Consider the following 19,148-nt stretch of genomic DNA (forward strand, 5'->3'; position numbering starts at 1 on the left):
GAAGCAAATGTCAGCACTCCAATCCCGACGTAGCATGCTGTGCCCAGATAAAGCCCTAATCAAATGCCATGCGATTGCCCCACATATAGAGGAGATAAACTTGGTCCTAAAAAAGTCTATATCTTGTCAAGATTATGAGAAAACTACATATCCATTCATTGCCACTTAAAGAGGTAATTACTGACATAGCCAATGGCTTAGGAACAAACTATAGTCATGATTGTGGAGAGTACACGGTTGATATTCCTGAACATTGGGGAAATGGAAGAATCAAAGGAATTAATTTTGAGGGGGGATTGGGGCTCTTGATTTACGAATGCATGTTTTACGAGGATGTTGAAATGAACTTTACCGTCAACCTAACGCATCCCCTGAAATTTCTATTCTGCCTGAATGGAAAACTGTCGCATCATTTCGAACAAGATGCGGAAAAACACTCCCTTCAGCGACATCAAAACATAATAGTGGCCAGTCAAGGCTATAATGGGCACGTCCTGCATTTCGAAAAAAATATTTCTACAGAAATCTATAGTCTGGAAATAGACCGTAAAATGTTTAGGGCAAAAATGTCCTGCGAATTGGAAAAGGCGAAACCGAGACTAAGGAAGGTTTTTGAGGACGAGAAAGCCATGCACTCCTTTTATCACAACTCACTATATAGTCTAGTCTTGGGAGAACTATTTGATGAAATGAAATCCCAGAATTATAGTCACTTCATCAAAAAACTATTCCTTGAAAGTCAATCTTATCGAATGCTTGTGCAACAACTTATTCAATATGATGATGATTATGAAGGCAATATGGATAAAAAAATACTTCGGAAATCGGAAGCCCATGCCATAAAGGAGGCCGTGGAGATAATGAAGTTGGAATTGAATACCATCACCTCACTTAATTCCATTATACAGAGAGTGGGGCTGAGCTCAAGAAAATTCCAAAATGGGTTTAGACATTTCTATGGGAAAAGTGCAAATGAGTACTTACAGTACTTGAGACTAAGCCTAGCAAAAGATCTGCTAATAAATACGGAAGATAGTTTGCAAGAAATCAAGGATAAGGTAGGGTTCAGCAGTCAAAGCTACTTTACTGAGATCTTCAAAAAACATTATCACGCTACCCCTTCCCACTACCGAAAGCAGCATAGAGAAAAAAACCACTCCACCTAGATTTTCGTCACTTAGCTAAAACCGGGCATTAAGCGAAAGGTCTACTTTATCCCATTTGTCTCCTGCAAGCGGATGTAGGCCAGCTTACATGCGTCTATAAAATCCCTCGCCCAAAAACTTCCCAGTATATCTCCATTACCAAGGACTTCATAAGTGAAGGATTGGCTCTTGGAAAAAGGCTCATTTTCTACAACATGGATCTCCAAAATCTGCAAATTGCTATTCATGCGGATCTTAAAAAGTTGTAAACCCTCTTCTTTCTGCCCGTATTCAGAGTCAAAGGGGATTTCCAGGTAGTTGAGCAGCATAGTTGCTTTACCCGAAGAATGATGTTCTATCCACTCCTCGCATTTCTTCTTAGAACTAAAAACCGCTTCGATTCTAAATACAGGTAAATTTCCCTCCAATTGCTTAGTGTTTATCTCCACTGTGAGGTATTCACCGGAAAACACAACAAATACGCTATCCATTTATTCCAATTTCCTTAAAAGCCTACATTAATAAGCCCCTAATGCTTATTATAAAGAGGAAAATTATAAACTTTGAAGGCAAAAGCTTATTGAAATTGGATCAATAAATAACGGAATAGGATCTTTATTGTATATGGCCTAAAGCAAAGGAAAAGACAGGAATAGAATGATGTACCGATGAAGGGTACTGATAGTCCTTTTTTATTCCGTACCGATACAGAACGTATAGGCATGCTATGCCCTATAAAAATATCCATGCTTAACCACCTTGGAGGATATATTTAAAAAATATAAAGTTCATCAGCGGCTCGGTTTTTTTTAACTTATTCAAAATCTGGTCAGACAAGGGAATTGCTCCGTGCCTCATCCAATTCCAATAGTTATGGAACGTGTGCAAGACGCTCATCCGCTACTCAGAACCCGTCAAAACTAACTAGCAGCACCGTGAGGAAGGCGTGCAATCAGTTGCCCCAAGCTCTGTTAGGTTGACCTTGGGCTTTAGAGGTTTAACGCCCTTCTTTTCTGCATATACAGTAATGCTGAAAATACCTGTCTTCCCCTTGTTGAAATCGGAAACTTCCTCCGCAGTGAGGTATTTGCTCAAAATATCTTCAGGAATAGTTATGGGCTTCTCTTTCTGCAAAGTGATGTGCTGAAATCCCATGTGCTTGATATAGTCTAGGTAGTCACTTTTTTGAATAGCTCCTGCAACACACCCTGCATACATTTCCGCATCTTCACGCAAGGCATCCGGCAAGTCACCTACCAAAACAATATCAGAAATACTAAAATGCCCGCCGGGTTTCAACACCCTATAAATCTCTCCTATTACTTTTTGTTTGTCAGGCACAAGATTAAGTACACAGTTGCTTACAATGACATCCACTGCATTGTCATTTACAGGCATATTGTCTATGTCCCCTTCTCGAAATTCCACATTGACGTAACCCAATTTTTCAGCATTGGCACGGGCCTTTTGAATCATGGCAGGAGTGAAATCTATTCCGATTACTTTTCCTTCCGACCCAGTCTCATGACGTGCAATAAAACAATCATTACCCGCTCCTGACCCCAAGTCAACTACAGTGTCTCCTTTTTGTATTTTTGCAAACTGTATGGGCAATCCACAACCCAATCCCAAATCTGCCTCTTTCAGATATCCTTCCGTTCCTATATAATCATCCATCATGATGTTGTAAACCTTATTTGATGGAGTGGTAGCACCACAGCAAGATGCAGCATTTTCAGCTTTGCCTTGCCCTGCTATTTGAGCGTATCGCTCTTTTACCACATTTTTCAACTCTTGTTCTTTATTCATGGCCTTATAGTATTGTGACATCAAGATAAGAATTAGTTTTTTACATCATTTCCCAAACTTGGATATTATTACCGGCGATTACGTCCCATTTCAATAGACGTTCTAGTTCGAAAAGCTAATCACTCACTCTTCAGCGTCTTCACAGGATTTGCGCGGATGCTTTTATAGGTTTGGAAGAATATCGTCGCCAAAGCCAATCCAAAACAAGCCAGCGCCGCAGCCAAAATCACCCAAATCTCTATACCGGTTTTATAGGCAAACTCCTCCAGCCAGCGATTCATAAATACCAAAGCCAGCGGTACCGCGATTAGCATGGAGATCAGAATCAACTTGAAATAGGAAGCCGAAAGCATCATGAATATCTCAGGAAGCGTTGCTCCAAATACCTTTCGGATTCCGATTTCCTTGTTTCTCAATTCAGTGGTATAAGCCGTCAATCCAAATAACCCCAAGCATGCAATCAAAATGGAAATGCCTGTCAAGACCTGAAGCAGGTTTGCCATTTTCATTTCGGAGGCATACAGTCTCCCAAAATCCTCATCCAAGAAACTGTAATTCATCGGTACTCTTGGCTCAAATTGCTTCCAAGCCACGTTCAGCTCATCCACTCCTGCCACGATATTCCCGCCTTGTACTTTCACAGATATATAATCCCTGAGAAAATAATCGTGCATGTATTCGATCACCAGCGGCTTGATTTCATTCCGAAAAGTTTCAAAGTTAAAGTCTTCCACCAAGCCTATAACTTCGAGTGTAGCCTCATCGTTTTCACCTTCATTTTTGATGACCAACTGACCTATTGGATCAGCTGAAATCCCCAGTTGTTTTGCAGCCATTTCATTGATGACTATCTTACTTTGATCGGCTCCGGGCGTTTCACCAAAGTTTCTACCTTTCAATAAGCTAAATTGATACGTATCCAAATAGGATGCATCCGCCTCATACCAATTCATGCCTTGCTCCAAATCGCTGGTCGGGATTTTAAAAGAGCGCATCTGAAATTGCCCGGACATGGGAATTCCCGTAGAAAAGCTCAGCGATTGCACATTTGAACTGGAGACAAAATGTCCTTTGAAATCATCCCGCTGGGAATTTTGAATTTCCCCATCATTATGAATGATCACCAATTGATCCCGATCAAAACCCGGATCAGAATTCTGGATAAAACTCATCTGGCGCTGCACCAGAAGCGTACAAATGATCAGGGTGAGTGAAGTTGCAAACTGAAAAACCACGAGTCCATTTCGGAAATTGTGGGAGTTTTTCCCAACTGACAACTGCCGTTTGATTATCTGAAGTGGCTTAAAGGAAGAAAGGTAAAATGCAGGGTAAAAACCTGAAAGCATAGTCAAGATGACTACCCAGACCGGTATCATCCAAATGATCATGCTGTTTGTCATGAGATCAAACTTCAGATTTTTCCCGGAAATCTGATTAAAGGGCTCATTTGAAAGTGTCACAATCACCAAAGAAATCGCCACACTGATCAGAACCAACAAAAGCGCCTCAGTGAGAAACTGATAGATCAGCTGGGATTTCTGCGAACCCATGACCTTGCGCACACCTACTTCCATTGAGCGAAGCCCGGCTTTGGCCGTAGCCAAATTCATGAAATTAATACAAGCCAACAGCAGCACAAATGCCGCCACAAAGGAGAAAATGTAAATGTAACTCTGGTAGCCGTTTGCCTCATGCTCCCGTAGTAAGTGTGAGTTCAAATGAATGTCCTGCACCGGCATTAATTGCAAGTTATAATCAGAGTTCTCTGCCCCAGACTCCAGGGAAGGAATCACATACGTTGCTACCAGCTGGTCTAGTTTTTCAGCCACAACTTGCTGTTTATCGGGCGGGAATTTGGCGTACGTATAAAGAATCGACCAAGACCAGCTTTCCATGTCAAATATCTCGGCGTTCATGCCCGGATCAAACACGAGCATATCAAAATGAAAATGTGACTGCGCAGGAATATCCTCCACCACGGCAGAGATCTGCTTTAGATCAGGATTATTGCTACCCATCAGAATAGATTTTCCTACCATTTCTGAAGAAGAAACATCGCCAAAATACTTCTGTCCGAGACTCTCTGTGATAACTACATTTTTGGAATCGGCCAGTGCCCGTTGCTTATTTCCTGCCAGAAGATTAAGGTCAAAAACTTCAAAAAAGTTGGATTCGGCGTAATAGACTTTTTCCTCCCGGAAGATTTGATCTTTATTAGTTCCAGAACCGGGCTGAATCGTGAAGTCATTCCATTTCAACAAACGGGTGACAGCTTCCACTTCAGGAATATCAGCCTGGATTCTCGGGCCAAGGGAAGGTGGAGCCGTAGCATAACTTGCTGTAGCATAATCCCCCCAATGGGATGTAATCCGAAAGACTGATTCTGATTCAGGATAAAAACGGTCGTAATTCACTTCATCCTGAATAAAGAGCATAATCATCAAAAAACCTGAAATCCCCATCGTCAACCCTACTACATTTAAAATAGTATACAGCCTGTTTTTCTTTAGGACTCTCAAGCCGATTTTAAGGTAGTTTTTCCACATGGTAGATAATTCTAGGTTGTTTTTAATTCTAGTACTTCAACATTCAGCGTTCATTATTCGACATTCATCATTCGTTTAATTCGTCATTGGTAGCGAGGAACGAGAAAAGCAATCTATTTAAGAATCACTAGCAGATTGCTTTACTCCTCTGTTGTTACCAATGACCTAAATCCACAATCCTCTCACTCACTCTTCAATGTCTCCGCTGGATTCACCAATGCCGCTTTGATCGCCTGAGAACTCACGGTCAACAGCGCTATCAAGAGCGTTAACCCACCGGTCCATAAGAATACAGTCCAGTCTATGCTGGTTCTATAGGCAAATGTCTCCAGCCAGTCACTCATAAAATACCAAGTTGCCGGGATGCCAATAATCACAGAGGCAAAGACCAACTTGGTGAATTCTGAAGAGATCAAACCCACCACGCTGCTCACAGAAGCTCCCATTACTTTGCGTACCGAAACCTCTTTTTTCCTTCGCTCTGCAATGAAAGTAGCCAAGCCAAAAAGCCCCATACAGGATATCATCACTGCCAAACCGGTGAAGAGCGAAGTGAGCTTGGCCGTGCGCTCCTGAGAACTGAATTTCCGGGCATGTTCCTGATCCACAAACTTATACTCAAAAGGTGAATCGGGATTGAATTTATCAAAAACAGCCTCTACACTAGCCAAAGAATTCCTATAGCTTCCTCCCGCTGCAAATCGAATATGGATGAAGTTCAAGTTTCGCTTTGGCCCCATCACCATAATCGGGATCACGTCATCAAAGGGCGATTCCATGATAAAATCTTTTACCACTCCCACTATAGTAAACTCATAAGAGTCGTCTTTAATCACCTGACCGATTGGGTTTTCAAGCCCCATGACTTGAACGGCCTTTTCATTGACTATTGCCGATAAACTATCAGCCGCATAGGTATAAACATCGATATCCCTACCTGCGATCAACTCCATCCCGGCTGTTTTCACCAAGTTTGCATCAGTTCCCATTCTGCTAATCATTGGTCTGTATTCCGGATCTTTTCCCTGCCATTCCATACCATCTGTATCCGAGTGGATATTGGTCAATGGAGAAAATGTATAACTTACTTCTGCCACTTCAGGCAATGACAACAATTCATTGCGGAGCGCAATCTTATTCTCCCTCATGTTTTTAGTTACCGCATGAAAAATCAGGTTTTCCTTAACTATCCCCAAGTCTCTATTTTGGACAAATGTCATCTGATCCTGCACAATCCACACACTTGAAATCAAGGTCACCACCACGGCAAATTGAAACACAACCAAAACTTCCCGGGGCTTCAATCCAAAACTTCTTGTCGAATTCATTTTAGACTTGAAAACCACTGTAGGCTTATAGGCACTCAGTAAAAATGCAGGATAGCTTCCAGCCAGTATTCCTGTCACAAAGACATAAACCACAGAAATTCCCCAGAAAAAGGGCTGGGTAAATGGATTCTCCAATTCCTGGCCAACCAAATCTTTAAACCAAGGGAAAGAGAGGGAAACAATAACAATGGCAATCAAATACGCTGTAAGTGCAATCAAAATAGATTCAGCCAAAAACTGCCCAACCAACATTCCTTTGCCTGCCCCTGATATCTTTCTAATTCCAACCTCTTTAGATCTCCTGTCGCTTTGAGCAGTGCTCAGATTAACGAAATTGATGGCAGCGATAAGCAAAACGATAATGGAAATAATTCCAAACATCCGGATCATCTCTATCTTACCACCAACAGACTTACCATTTTCAAACTTAGAATACAGATGAAGATCCCGAATCGGAAAGAGGAAATCGGAAACCTCATCCATTTCTGAATTTTTAGCTGTAAAATCAGAAAACTTCTTATTAAATCCCCCGAGGTCAGTCCCTTCATTTAGCATCGTGAATGTGCGGTAAGAATTGTTACCCCAGTAGTCATCCGCCCAACCCAATGTTTCCAGTTTCTTGAAAGGCAAAAATGCAGCAAATGGAAAATCGGTATTCTTAGGCAAATCTTTGATAACAGCTTTTACTTCAAAATCCATTTGCTTTTCCACAGTGACAGATTTACCCATTGCGGGAGAATCCCCAAATAGCTTTCTGGCCACAGAGGCTGTCAAAACAATATTTCCGGGTTCTGTCAATGCAGCTACCGGATCCCCCTCCAATGCTTCAAAACTGAACATCTTAAAAAAACCGGGATCGGTAAAGGTGGATTCCTCATAAAAGCTATTATCTCCAACCGTAAAAAGCTGCTCATCCCATTCCGTTATTCTCGCTACCTCTTCCACTTCGGGAAATTGCTCCATAATAGCAGGTGCATAGGGCGCAGGCGTATAATCCCAAGTGAATAACTCACCCTGCATTTCAGCATTTCTCCAGTTTGCATAGACTCGGTCAGAATTCTCGTGAAAGCGGTCTACAGATAGCTCGAATTGTACCCAAATAAGGATCAATATCGAGGCAGCCATACCGATTCCCAGTCCGGCAATATTGATAAATGCATATCCCTTACTTCTAGTGATATTTCTCCAGGCGATTTTCAGGTAGTTTTTCCACATTTCTTAGCTATTGAAAGATTTTATAAATTGAAAAATTGGAAGATTTGGTTTAATCGTCATTGTGAGGGCATCATACTACTTAATTCCACCTTAGAAATCTTGCCCTGAAGTAATCTGATCGTGATTCCACAAAACAGATTGCTTCGTTCGTGCCTCACTCGCAATGACGTAACTAACCCGTCATTGCGAAGGGCATCATTATACATAATTTCACTCCAGTCATCTTTCCCTGAAGCAATCTCTTCTTAAGAAAAACAGATTGCCGCACTCCTCCGTCGTTCGCAATGACGACCTATTCAATTCCACTTCTGTGCCAGTCAAAAATAACTATAACAGCACGTTAGGGCTAAAAAATCAAAAATCTCAAGTTATCTACCGAACGTTTTTGTCCGCTTGCGGTCAAACCATCTTATGGATAAAGCAAATACTTCAGCCTCATTTCCTTATATGCGGTAAGCTCAGGCTCCCAACCCGCCCTAATGGTTTCCATAGGAACATCGTCAATAATCTGCTGCCTGAAATCCCCTCTACCGATCTGCATTTCAATCGTATTCATCTGATTACTCAGCTTGGAGTCAAAAAACTTCTCCTTCTCAGGACTGGCTTTATAGAGTTCGCGTATCCAGTCAAAATTGATCTGTCCGCTTTTTCTTAGTAGCTCTGTATCGTACTCCCGCAAGTCAATTCCATAGCAAACCTGATCCATAAATAAGGGTGTCTCAGCCATGCCTTTGATGCCCACTGGAATAAAGCTGAAGTCATAAATGTCTTTGTAAGCAGGACTTCCCAAAACTGTAAATGGAAAATAAGTACCCCGTCCAAGGTTGATGTAAGTACCTTCAAACATACACAGACTTGGGTAGAGCAATACAGACTGTGGGGTATTCAAATTTGGGGATGGACTTACCGGCAACTCGTAGGGCATATCATGCGCATAATTTGCCACTGGAATCACTTGGATGTCAGCCTTTACTTTATTGGCTAACCAACCTTCCCCGTTTGCCATCATTGCAAATTCACCTACGGTAAGCCCATGAGCCATGGGAATCGGAAACATTCCAATACCGGATTTATACTTCATATCCAGTACAGGCCCATCGATCAGGTACCCATTGGGATTTGGTCGATCCAAAATCAACAGTTGCTTGCTGTTCTCCTCACAGGCTTCCATCAATCGAACCAACGCATTTATATTCGTATAAAATCGAACGCCCACATCCTGCAGATCATAGATCAGAATATCCACATCCGCCAAATCTTCGGTACTCGGCTTATTCTTTCTGCCATAAAGCGATATGATTGGAATGCCTGTTTGCTCATCCATAGCATCACTTACCTTGGCACCTGCACTGGCATCTCCACGGAAACCATGCTCCGGACCAAAAACTTTCACAATGTTGATTCCCAGATTCTGCAAACTATCCACCAGATGGGTTTTGCCGATGATGGAAGTCTGATTGGCTAGCACCGCTACCCTTTTACCTTCCAATAATGGCAGGTACAATTCAGTTTGCTCAGCACCCGTTTTGATTTCTTGCTGGGGTTCTTCAGTTTGATTTGCCGGAAGTTGTGTGGTACAAAAGCAAAGGAGTATGCTCAGCGCAAAAAGTGAAATGTATTTCATGGGTCTGGAAATTAAAACTTAAGTCTTGCAAAAATACGTCATTGAGAGGGACGAAGCAATCCAAAACACTAGCGACGGGATTGCCACTCCCCGTTCCTCGGATACCGATGACGGTTTCCAAAATATCACCGTGGTCTGTGACTCCACAGAGAGGGCTCCCCGCAATGCCGCGGTCATAAAATCCGAAATCAAATGTCTCAAATCCGCAATCCCCTACTCGCTCTTGATCGCCTTCACGGGATTGGAGTTGGCGGCTTTGAGAGATTGGAGGGTTACTGTCAAGAATGCAACGCCAAGAATAGTCACCGCAGCAAGGGGAATAAACCACCACTCAAAATTAATCTTGAATTGATACCCCGAAAGCCAATCCTGCATCAGCCAAAAAGCTATACCCGATCCTACCAAAATTGAGATGGACACAATCAGTATAAATTCCTTGTTGATCACTTGCAGGATGGCAAAGGTGGAAGCTCCTAGCACCTTGCGAATTCCGATTTCCTTGGTCTTTTGTTCTGCGATATGTGCCGAAAGTCCCAACAATCCCAAACAGGAAATCAAGATGGTCAGGATACTGAAGTATTGAGCCAAATCCCTCAATCGCACATCTTCCTGATACAGTCGGGCATAATTCTCATCCATAAAACTGTACTCAAATGGGAATTCTGGATTAAGGTTGGTGGCAACATTTTCCAAGTAGGTAATCGTTTCCTGAATATTTGCTGTATTGACTTTTACATACCCCTGCCAGGTATTTGCAGGGTCTAAGAGAAAAATTGCAGGAGCAACATTCTGACGAAAACTTTCAAAATGAAAATCCTTCACCACGCCGGTTATGGATCGTTCATCTCCCCACATTCTAAAAAATTCGCTCCCTTCATGATCCTGATTCATCAAATCCATGGCAGTCTGATTTAGAATCGCACCTGAAACTGAATCCGCCCCGTGGGCCAAATCAAAATCCCTACCCTTGACCAGTTGCAAACCGGCTGTTTTTAAAAAGTCATAATCCACCCGGATAATCTCAAAAAGCGCCGAGTTTTCCGGGTCTTTCCCCTCCCATTGTACCCCGCCCGTATTTGAGTTTCTGCCCAGAAAACCAAAGGAGGAACGACTCACAGCTTCTATGTTTTCGTTTTTCTCAAGCTCCGTTTTAAATACATCAAAATTCTCCAAAAGCTTTCCTTCCAAAGGAATCTGAATCAACTGATCCTTGGAATAGCCCAGGTCCTGGTCCATCACAAAATTGATTTGCTGATAGACAACCAAAGTAGAAACGATCAGGATGGTTGCCAAGATAAACTGAAATAACACCAAGCCTTTTCTGGCTAGTACAACCCCTTTTCCGGATTTGGTGAAGGATCGGAAAACAGTCACAACTTTGGTAGCAGAAAGGTAAAAAGCCGGATAGCTGCCCGCTACGATGCCTGTAAACAAAATAATACCGAATAATTGCACCCAGAAAAACAACGAACCATAAGGAACAGACATGATCTTCCCAGTCAAATTATTGAATAAAGGCAAGGTCACCTGAACCAACAGTAGTGCTATAATTCCAGAAAAAAGTGTGATCAATAAGGACTCAGACATAAACTGCATCACCAGCGAACTCTTATCAGCTCCTGCTACTTTTCGCACCCCAACTTCCTTGGCTCTTTTTTGGGATTTGGCCGTGCTGAGGTTCATAAAATTGATGCAGGCGATAATCAATACGAACAGCCCAATCATCGCAAAAAGCTTTACGTTTTTGATGCGCCCTTCTACCAAGAGACCATCTTTCCATTGACCATGGAGATAGAGGTCCGCCAAAGGATATGTAAAGAGCCGAACATTGGATTCCTCATTTCTCTCCGCGATGTAATTTTCTATACTTGCTGAAAACACCTCAGGATCAGTACCCTTTCTCAGTTTTATGATGGTGTTTGGACCATTATTCCCCCAATCTGCCAGCCAATCGTTTTCTTGAAAAAACAGGGCATAGGGTAATAAATAATCAAACTGTAAGGAAGAGCTTTCCGGCAGATCCTTCAAAACTCCCTGAACTATAAAGTTTTTTGAATCCGTTCCTTGCCTGATTTCCACTCCCTCACCTACTACATCGGTTATTCCAAATAAGGAAATCGCCCCCTTTTCAGTCAACACCACATGGTTGTTTTCAGTAAGCATTCGATCTAGGTTACCTTGCACCACCTCATACTGATAAATCTGAAGTAAGTCAGGCATGGCATATAGACCGTCCAACTTGATCCTTTTATCTTTTTGAATGAAAAGTTGCGTCTGCGACCAAGTATAGGTCGAGGCCAATTCCACTTCGGAAAGTGTCTCTTTCATACTTTCTGCCAAAACCCCAGGCGTGGAAGTGGTGGTGAAAATATCCATCCCATAGCTCTGATGCTCCATCACCCGATAGATTTGATCCAACTCCTTAAAATCACGGTTTACCTTCAATTCTGAATTAACCCAAAGTCCGATCAATATAGCTGCCCAAAGCCCCAATGACAGGCCAAATAGATTGATAAAAAAAGTGAGTTTGTGCTTGGCAAAACCTCTAAAGGCAATTTTAAAGTAGTTCTTTATCATATCTGAGCGAAATAGGGTGAAAAACTAGTACGTGTTTTATCTATAGAGATGCTTATTGACCCTGAACAGTTGCATAGCTAATGCCAATCCATCAAAAAAGCCACCTATCCATAACCAAGGGGTTTTATCGAGAATGCTGCTTGTCCGCATTTGATGGATTTTGCACGATTTCGGACGAAACCCGATTATTTCCGTGGACGCTCAGAGTGAACAAAACGAAATCACAACCTTTGTTTGTTTCGCACAAACCATTCCCCCAACCATCGTCCCCCTCCGTGGTCTATGACCCACAGACCACTGTCCAAACCACGCCCCAACTATATTCTGCGTACCTAATATCATTCAGTATTTCTACCTGACTAGCATTATTTCGGTCTGTAAAAACACTTACCGGTTTATTCCGGTCTGTGAGAAACAGACCGTGGATAGGGAAAATTTCCTGAACCTTTCTTCAGCTGTCCAGTAAAACTACTATGAAGGTTTTAGTGTTACTTTTTTTCGCGATGTTGAGTTCTGGACTGTATGCTCAGGCAGTGATAGTGAATCCGGATGGTACTCATTCGGTGGTTCTTGGTCATGGTGACAGCAAAATTATAGTTAATCCCAATGGAACCCACTCTGTCATCATGGGTTCGGGAACCAACAAAATCATAGTAAATCCCGACGGCACTCACTCTCCGATTATGGGTGAGGGAAACTCTAAAATCATTGTAAATCCAAACGGAACCCATTCCATTCTATTCTCACCGGATAATTCCCAGCAAGTGGTTGCAAAGCCTAATTCAGCATACCAACCCATTATCATTAAAAAACGGGGAACCAAAATGATCATCCTACCTGACGGTTCCGTAATTCATTTCAAGAAGGTAAAGAAGAAAAAATCAAAGTCTAAAACTTAAAAAACCGTCAAATAGTCCCTTCCTCCAAATAATAATCCTTTAGCCAAGGAAGATGATTGTGATCTAAAATGGGTAAGAGGATTATTTTCTTACCAGTCCCATCAGGACGATTCATATTCTTACCAGCCATTTCAATCGCTGGATTAGTTAATGGAAATATGATCCGGCAAAGTCCCGTAGGGACGGACGATACCTATTCCAACTCTTCAAAAAATAACTCCAGTGAAAAAGACGACCTGCCACACTAATGTCAATTCTGTTTCTTCTATTCCATTTTAAAATTTCTGGTCAAGCAGTGCTACCAAATTCCTTCTTCTCTTGTAATGCTTTTTTATCTTACTCGCTTTTCAAACTCTTTACCGGATTTACGATTGCAGCAGCTATTGCTTGATAACTAACAGTCAGTAGAGCGATTGCCAAAGTCAAAATTCCAGCAATCAAGAATACAAAGATCCCCAGCTCAATTCTGAAAGCAAAGCTTGCAAGCCAACTATCCATCGCAAACCAAGCGATGGGCACAGCTATGGCAAAAGCGACAGCAACTAACTTGGCGAAATTGACAGAAAGTAAAAGCACAATACTTCCCACTGAGGCTCCCAAGACTTTGCGTACGCCGATCTCTTTGGTTCGGAGAAAAGCAGTATAGGCAGCCAAACCAAAGAGGCCAATGCAGGCTATTAGGATTGCCAAAATGGAAAATACAACTAAAATCTGACCCGAAACGCGTTCTCTTTGATAAAGGTGAGCCAAATCACTGTCCAGAAAAAAATAGGTGATCGGACTTCCGTCCGAAAGTTGGGTCCATTTGGATTCCAAACCGTTAACCACCTCTACCTGTTGGTCTGAATTGAATTTGACAGAAAGAAAATTTGGATTACTCCGGGGATTATCAACGTGAAACATGGCCAACGGAGTAACCCGGGAATGGAGTGATTCAAAATTGAAATCAGCCACCACTCCAACAACAGAGAACTCGACCTCTTGTCTTTGACCATTGATATCTGTACTGGTCCTAAGTCTTTGCCCTATGGGACTTTTTCCACCAAAAAATATCTTTACTGCTTCAGTGTTTAGAATCAGGGAAAGTGAATCATTGAAATTCTCATCAAAAACCCTCCCCTCCAAAGGTTGAATTCCAAAGGTTTGGAAAAAATAATCATCCCCGGCAAAACTTTTTGCTGTTAACACGTCTCCCCCTCCGGGTTTGACAAATTGAACTCCCACACTGCCTCTTCCAGGTACGCTACTGGATACACTCACAGATTGCACTCCGGGCAGTTTTTCTATCTCTTTTTTGAGAACTTCGCTTGTTTTCTGGATTCCAAATCGATCCAACACAAGTACATTTTCTTTTTGAAAACCCAAGCTGGTGGATTGGATAAAGTTGAGCTGACTATTAATGACTAAAGTACCGGAAATCAGCATGATGGCAATTGAAAATTGAAAAACAACCAGTCCATTTCGAAGCCAATTCCCCTTTCCTGACATTTCCAACTTTCCTTTCAGAATACTGATCGTACTGAGTTTCGAAATATGAAAGGCGGGATAATATCCAGCCAACAGTCCAACGATAGCTCCAAATCCCAAAAGAATTGGAAGAAAAATCAGAATGGATTCAAAATCAATTTTCAGGGATTTTTCCGCAAGATCATTGAAAAGCGGCAAAGCCAAATTTACAAGTACAATGCCAAAAGCCAGAGAAATAAAAGTCAAAACAAGAGCTTCAAGCAAAAATTGTGTAATGATTTGGCTTCGATCTGATCCCATTGCTTTTCTAACCCCTACTTCCCGAGCCCGATCTGCTGATCGAGCCGTTGCCAGGTTTATGAAATTAATACAGGCCAAAATGAGAATAAAAACCGCGATGGAAATAAAAATATAGACGTATAGGTAATTGCCGTTTACCCGCATCTCCGATTCAAAATCTGAATGCAGATGAACAGTAGTTATAGGTTGTAGGAAATATCGATAGCCATTTCCTGCAGCGGTGTAATCCGCAAAAGAGACACCCAATTCCCGTTCTATTTGACCTGCTGCATACTTGGAAACCAAGTCTGGAATCTGGCTTTCCACCTCCGAAGAATTGACTTCCGGGGTAAGTTTCAAATAAGTATAGGAAGAAAACCCGGTAAAATTTTCCTGATCCAATCCCGGAAAAGAAATGGACGAAAAAAGGAAATCAAACTTTAAGTGGGAATTGTCCGGCACATTCACCATCACTGCCGAAACTTCAAAATCCAACCCAAAAATTTCAAAAGATTTACCTATCGGGTTTTCTGATTTGTATAGTCGTTGGGCAGCGGTCTGGGTCAGTACAACTGTGTTTGGCTTGGCCAAAGCTTCATCCTGTGGTGCCCCAAGAAGAATTTCAAAATCAAATATCCGAAAAAAGTTAGAATCAGCAGCTGCCCCAAATTTCTCATCAAACTTTTGATCCCCTACCTCAATCACTATGGAATTTCCCAATCCAAATACACGGGTAGATTCTTCCACTCCTTTGATTTCTTCCGCAAAAACCTCCGAGAAGCTATCAGGGATGACCGCATAGAAGTTGGTATGATCGGGATAAATCCGCTCTAATGCTACACGATATATGTTTTCATGACCCGGAATAAACTTATCATAAGAAAGTTCATCTTTCACGTGAAGCATGATCAATATGCAACACATAAAACCAAGTGTAAGCCCAAGTACATTTATAACTGAGTAAACCTTATTTTTCCGGAGATTCCTTAATGCGATTTTCAGATAATTTCTATACATACTGAAGGGAACTTTAAAATGTAACTAAACACTACCTCATTGTCATTTTCTTCAAGAAAAACCTCCGCCGTGGTCTGTGTCTCCATAGACCTCATTATTTAGACCTGATACTTAAAAACTCCATAAGGCAGAATATAATCGAACTGTAAAGATGAGGAAGCAGGCAAATCGCGTTGTACGCCCTGAATGATATAATTCTCCAAATCAGTCCCCTTTGGAATCTCTACTCCTTCACCGAGTACATCAGTTCTTCCAAAAAGTGAAGTTGCTGCTTTCTCAATCAAAACCAAATGGTTGTTTTCTGTCAGCATGCGGTTGCGATCACCTTCTACCACGTCATACTGAAGAATCTGCAGTAAATCCGGCATGGCATAAATTCCAGACAGTTTAATTCGCCGGTCCTCCTGGATGAAAAGCTGTTTCTGAATCCAGATATATGTTGAGGCATATTCTATCTCAGAAGGATTCTCATTTATATTCTCCGCCCATACCCCCTGTGTAGAGCCGGTAGTGAATATACCAGCTCCATGCCGCTGTTGCTCCTTTATTCTATAAATCCGGTCTACGTCCGCAAATTCCCTACTGACATTGAGTTCAGAATCTACCCAAAGACCGATCAAATTCGCCGCCCATAGACCCAGAGACAATCCAGATAGATTGATAAAAAAGGTGAGTCTATGCTTTGCAAAGCCTCTCAATGCAATTTTTAGATAGGTTTTAAGCATTTTCTTTTTGCGAAACCACGCAAACTTCTTGGTTTTTGTCTCTTATCTCTTGATTCTATTATCTTGATACTTTACTCACTTTTCAGTGAATTAACCGGATTGGAAGTAGCCGCTTTGATGGATTGATAACTTATCGTAAGCAAGGCGATTACTGTTGCAAACACACCTGCAGACAGAAAGATCTGCCAATCCAACTGGATTTTGAACCGATAGTCTTCCAGCCACAAATTCATGGCCCACCAAGCAATCGGCGAGGCGATCAGGAAAGCGATGATCACTAACTTGGTAAATTCTTTGGAAAGCATAAATACAATACTTCGTACGCTGGAACCAAGCACCTTTCTGATACCTATTTCTTTGGTACGCTGCTCTGCCGTGAAGGCTGTCAAAGCGAACAACCCCAAGCATGCAATGACTATGGCGAAAGCAGCGAAAATAGCGAAGATTTTACCCAACCTCGTCTCAGCTGCATACATAGTTCCGAAGCGGTCATCGAGAAATGAATACGTGAAGGGCTGACCGGGAGCAAGTTCGTTCCACTTGGATTCGATGAAAGTGATCACCTGCTCAGTATCACTTGAATGAAACCTAAAAGAAGCGATTCCTCTCGGCCTATCACTCAGAAAGATCATAACCGGACCTATATTCTCTTTTAGGGATTCGAAATGGAAATTTTCCACCACACCTACCACTGTCTTTTCCTCCAATTCCAGTTCTTCAGCATCTGACATTTCGAATATCTTTTGACCGACTGGATCTCCCTCAAAATTGAAATTCCTGACAGCTGTTTCGTTCAAAATTACCGCATTGGAATCCGAAGGATACTGCATAGAAAAATCCCTTCCTTCCACTACTTTCATTCCGAGCGTACTGATGTAATCGTAGTCTACTTCCCAATTTTGTATGGAAACCAAATTCTCCGTTTGCTTAGGATCTTTTCCTTCTGCCCACCAGGGATTATCACTGCGCCAAGTACCTGAAACAGGCAAGAAACCGCTAATAGTCCCGCTTTCCATGATACTGTTTGCCAGCACTTCTCTTTTAAATGTCCCAGCCTGATCACCCAGCGCATAGATGTCATCAATGGTGATGATCTGATCCTTATTGAATCCTATTTTTTTATTTTGAATATAATTCAATTGATTGGAAACGGTAATCGTAGCAATAATCAAAATAATGGAAACGGCAAACTGGAACACGACCAGAGAACTACGGATCATTCCGCTTTTCATACCCATGGATACTTTTCCCTTTAGGATGCTGATAGGCTTGAAACCTGAAAGAAAAAATGCGGGGTAGACACCTGCCAACAAACCGGTCCCGATAGCTCCTGCCAGCAATATTCCGTAAAATGCAGTCTGAGAAAATGGAACGGTAAGTTCTCTTCCTGCCAAATCGTTGAAAAACGGCAACAATATAGAAACCAAAGGCAAAGCAATTAAAAAGGATATGAAGCTTAACAAAATGGACTCCATCAAAAACTGGCGGATCAAATGCGATCTGAACGAGCCCATCACTTTTCTGATCCCCACTTCTTTCGCCCGATTTGCAGATCTGGCTGTGGACAAATTCATAAAATTAATGCAGGCAATCACCAAAATAAACAGTGCCACGGCGGCAAAAAGATAGATATAGGTGATATTGAAATTAGGCTCAAATTCCCCCTGCAAATCACTTTTTAAATGAATATCAGTTAAGGATTGTACATCATACTCAATTTTACCTCCATCATTTAAAAAAGTTTCAAGGCTAGATCCTTCCCCAAAAATCCTGCTTATTTCCGGCTCTATGTGGGTTTTGACCAGAGATGGAAATTTAGCTACCAGCGCTTCCGGTTTAGCATTTTCTCTCAGCTTAAAATAAGTAGGAAAATTATTGCTTAGCCAAACACCTCGCTTTGCCTCATCTAAGCCTTCCGTAGACAGCAAAAAATCAAAATGGAAGTGAGAATTTTCAGGTATATCCTGATATACACCCGTGATCGTAAAATTCATCTTGTTGTCCAAAATCAGCGATTTACCCAACGCATCATCATTGGGAAAGTATTTCTTGGCAGCACTTTCACTGATCGCCATGGTATTCGGCTCGGTCAACGCACGTTCAGAATTTCCTGCCAGCATTGGTATATCAAACACCTTAAAAAAGTCCCTACTTGCCCAGATGACCGTATGCTCCTTGATATTTTCCTCCTCCCGCTTCACTAGATAAGAACCTCTTGCTCTAAAATGAACCGAAGCTTCTACCTCTGGGAAATCATCTACCAAAGCAGCTGCCATTGGAGCCGGAGCCTCAATCATCTTCCAATGGTTTCCACCGAAAATTATATCGCCCTTGACCCTATAGATTCTATCTGCATCTTTGAAATGGGTATCATAGCTCAGCTCATTGATGACAAAAAGTGAAATTACCAAGCAAACCGCTACACCCACCGATAATCCGAGGATGTTGATAAACGAGTAAAATTTATGCTTAGCAAGATTCCTAAGTGCGATTTTAATGTAGTTTTTAAGCATGGTT

11 protein-coding genes are annotated in these 19,148 nt (G+C 41.9%); 2 read left to right on the forward strand and 9 right to left on the reverse strand.

What is annotated here, in order from left to right:
- The first annotated feature begins 134 nt into the window (after positions 1 to 134).
- Entirely contained in the window at positions 135 to 1,166 is a 1,032-nt protein-coding gene (locus tag ID165_RS11560; RefSeq protein WP_192350721.1) for an AraC family transcriptional regulator, read from the forward strand.
- A 41-nt stretch (positions 1,167 to 1,207) separates the two neighbouring features.
- On the opposite strand, the gene ID165_RS11565 is transcribed toward ID165_RS11560, so the two are convergent.
- From ID165_RS11565 to ID165_RS11590, 6 genes are all read right to left on the reverse strand, one after another.
- Positions 1,208 to 1,636 (reverse strand): hypothetical protein, encoded by a 429-nt coding sequence (locus tag ID165_RS11565; protein WP_192350723.1) that lies wholly within the window; start codon positions 1,634 to 1,636, stop codon positions 1,208 to 1,210.
- Positions 1,637 to 2,069: 433 nt separating this feature from the next.
- Positions 2,070 to 2,954, reverse strand: a complete 885-nt coding sequence (locus ID165_RS11570) for an arsenite methyltransferase (protein WP_192350724.1) — start codon at positions 2,952 to 2,954, stop codon at positions 2,070 to 2,072.
- A 119-nt stretch (positions 2,955 to 3,073) separates the two neighbouring features.
- Positions 3,074 to 5,500 (reverse strand): ABC transporter permease, encoded by a 2,427-nt coding sequence (locus ID165_RS11575; RefSeq protein ID WP_192350726.1) that lies wholly within the window; start codon positions 5,498 to 5,500, stop codon positions 3,074 to 3,076.
- A gap of 182 nt (positions 5,501 to 5,682) precedes the next feature.
- Positions 5,683 to 8,043 (reverse strand): ABC transporter permease, encoded by a 2,361-nt coding sequence (locus tag ID165_RS11580; protein ID WP_192350728.1) that lies wholly within the window; start codon positions 8,041 to 8,043, stop codon positions 5,683 to 5,685.
- 409 nt (positions 8,044 to 8,452) lie between these two features.
- Positions 8,453 to 9,667 carry an exo-beta-N-acetylmuramidase NamZ domain-containing protein gene (locus ID165_RS11585; protein WP_192350730.1) on the reverse strand — a complete coding sequence of 405 codons (1,215 nt, stop codon included), beginning with the start codon at positions 9,665 to 9,667 and terminating at the stop codon, positions 8,453 to 8,455.
- A 213-nt stretch (positions 9,668 to 9,880) separates the two neighbouring features.
- Positions 9,881 to 12,244, reverse strand: coding sequence for an ABC transporter permease (locus tag ID165_RS11590; RefSeq protein WP_192350732.1), 2,364 nt, complete (start codon positions 12,242 to 12,244; stop codon positions 9,881 to 9,883).
- A 473-nt stretch (positions 12,245 to 12,717) separates the two neighbouring features.
- Here ID165_RS11590 and ID165_RS11595 point away from each other — a divergent pair, with 473 nt between their 5' ends.
- Entirely contained in the window at positions 12,718 to 13,143 is a 426-nt protein-coding gene (locus ID165_RS11595; RefSeq protein WP_192350734.1) for a hypothetical protein, read from the forward strand.
- A gap of 336 nt (positions 13,144 to 13,479) precedes the next feature.
- Here the strand turns inward: ID165_RS11595 and ID165_RS11600 are convergent, their stop codons facing one another.
- The 3 genes from ID165_RS11600 to ID165_RS11610 form a co-directional block, all read right to left on the reverse strand.
- Entirely contained in the window at positions 13,480 to 15,906 is a 2,427-nt protein-coding gene (locus ID165_RS11600; RefSeq protein WP_192350736.1) for an ABC transporter permease, read from the reverse strand.
- A 98-nt stretch (positions 15,907 to 16,004) separates the two neighbouring features.
- Positions 16,005 to 16,631, reverse strand: coding sequence for an ABC transporter permease (locus ID165_RS11605; RefSeq protein WP_192350738.1), 627 nt, complete (start codon positions 16,629 to 16,631; stop codon positions 16,005 to 16,007).
- A 71-nt stretch (positions 16,632 to 16,702) separates the two neighbouring features.
- Complete coding sequence (locus ID165_RS11610) at positions 16,703 to 19,144, reverse strand: ABC transporter permease (protein ID WP_192350739.1); 2,442 nt, start codon at positions 19,142 to 19,144, stop codon at positions 16,703 to 16,705.
- Positions 19,145 to 19,148 lie beyond the last annotated feature (4 nt).

The sequence above is a fragment of the Algoriphagus sp. Y33 genome, from assembly GCF_014838715.1.
GTDB lineage: Bacteria > Bacteroidota > Bacteroidia > Cytophagales > Cyclobacteriaceae > Algoriphagus.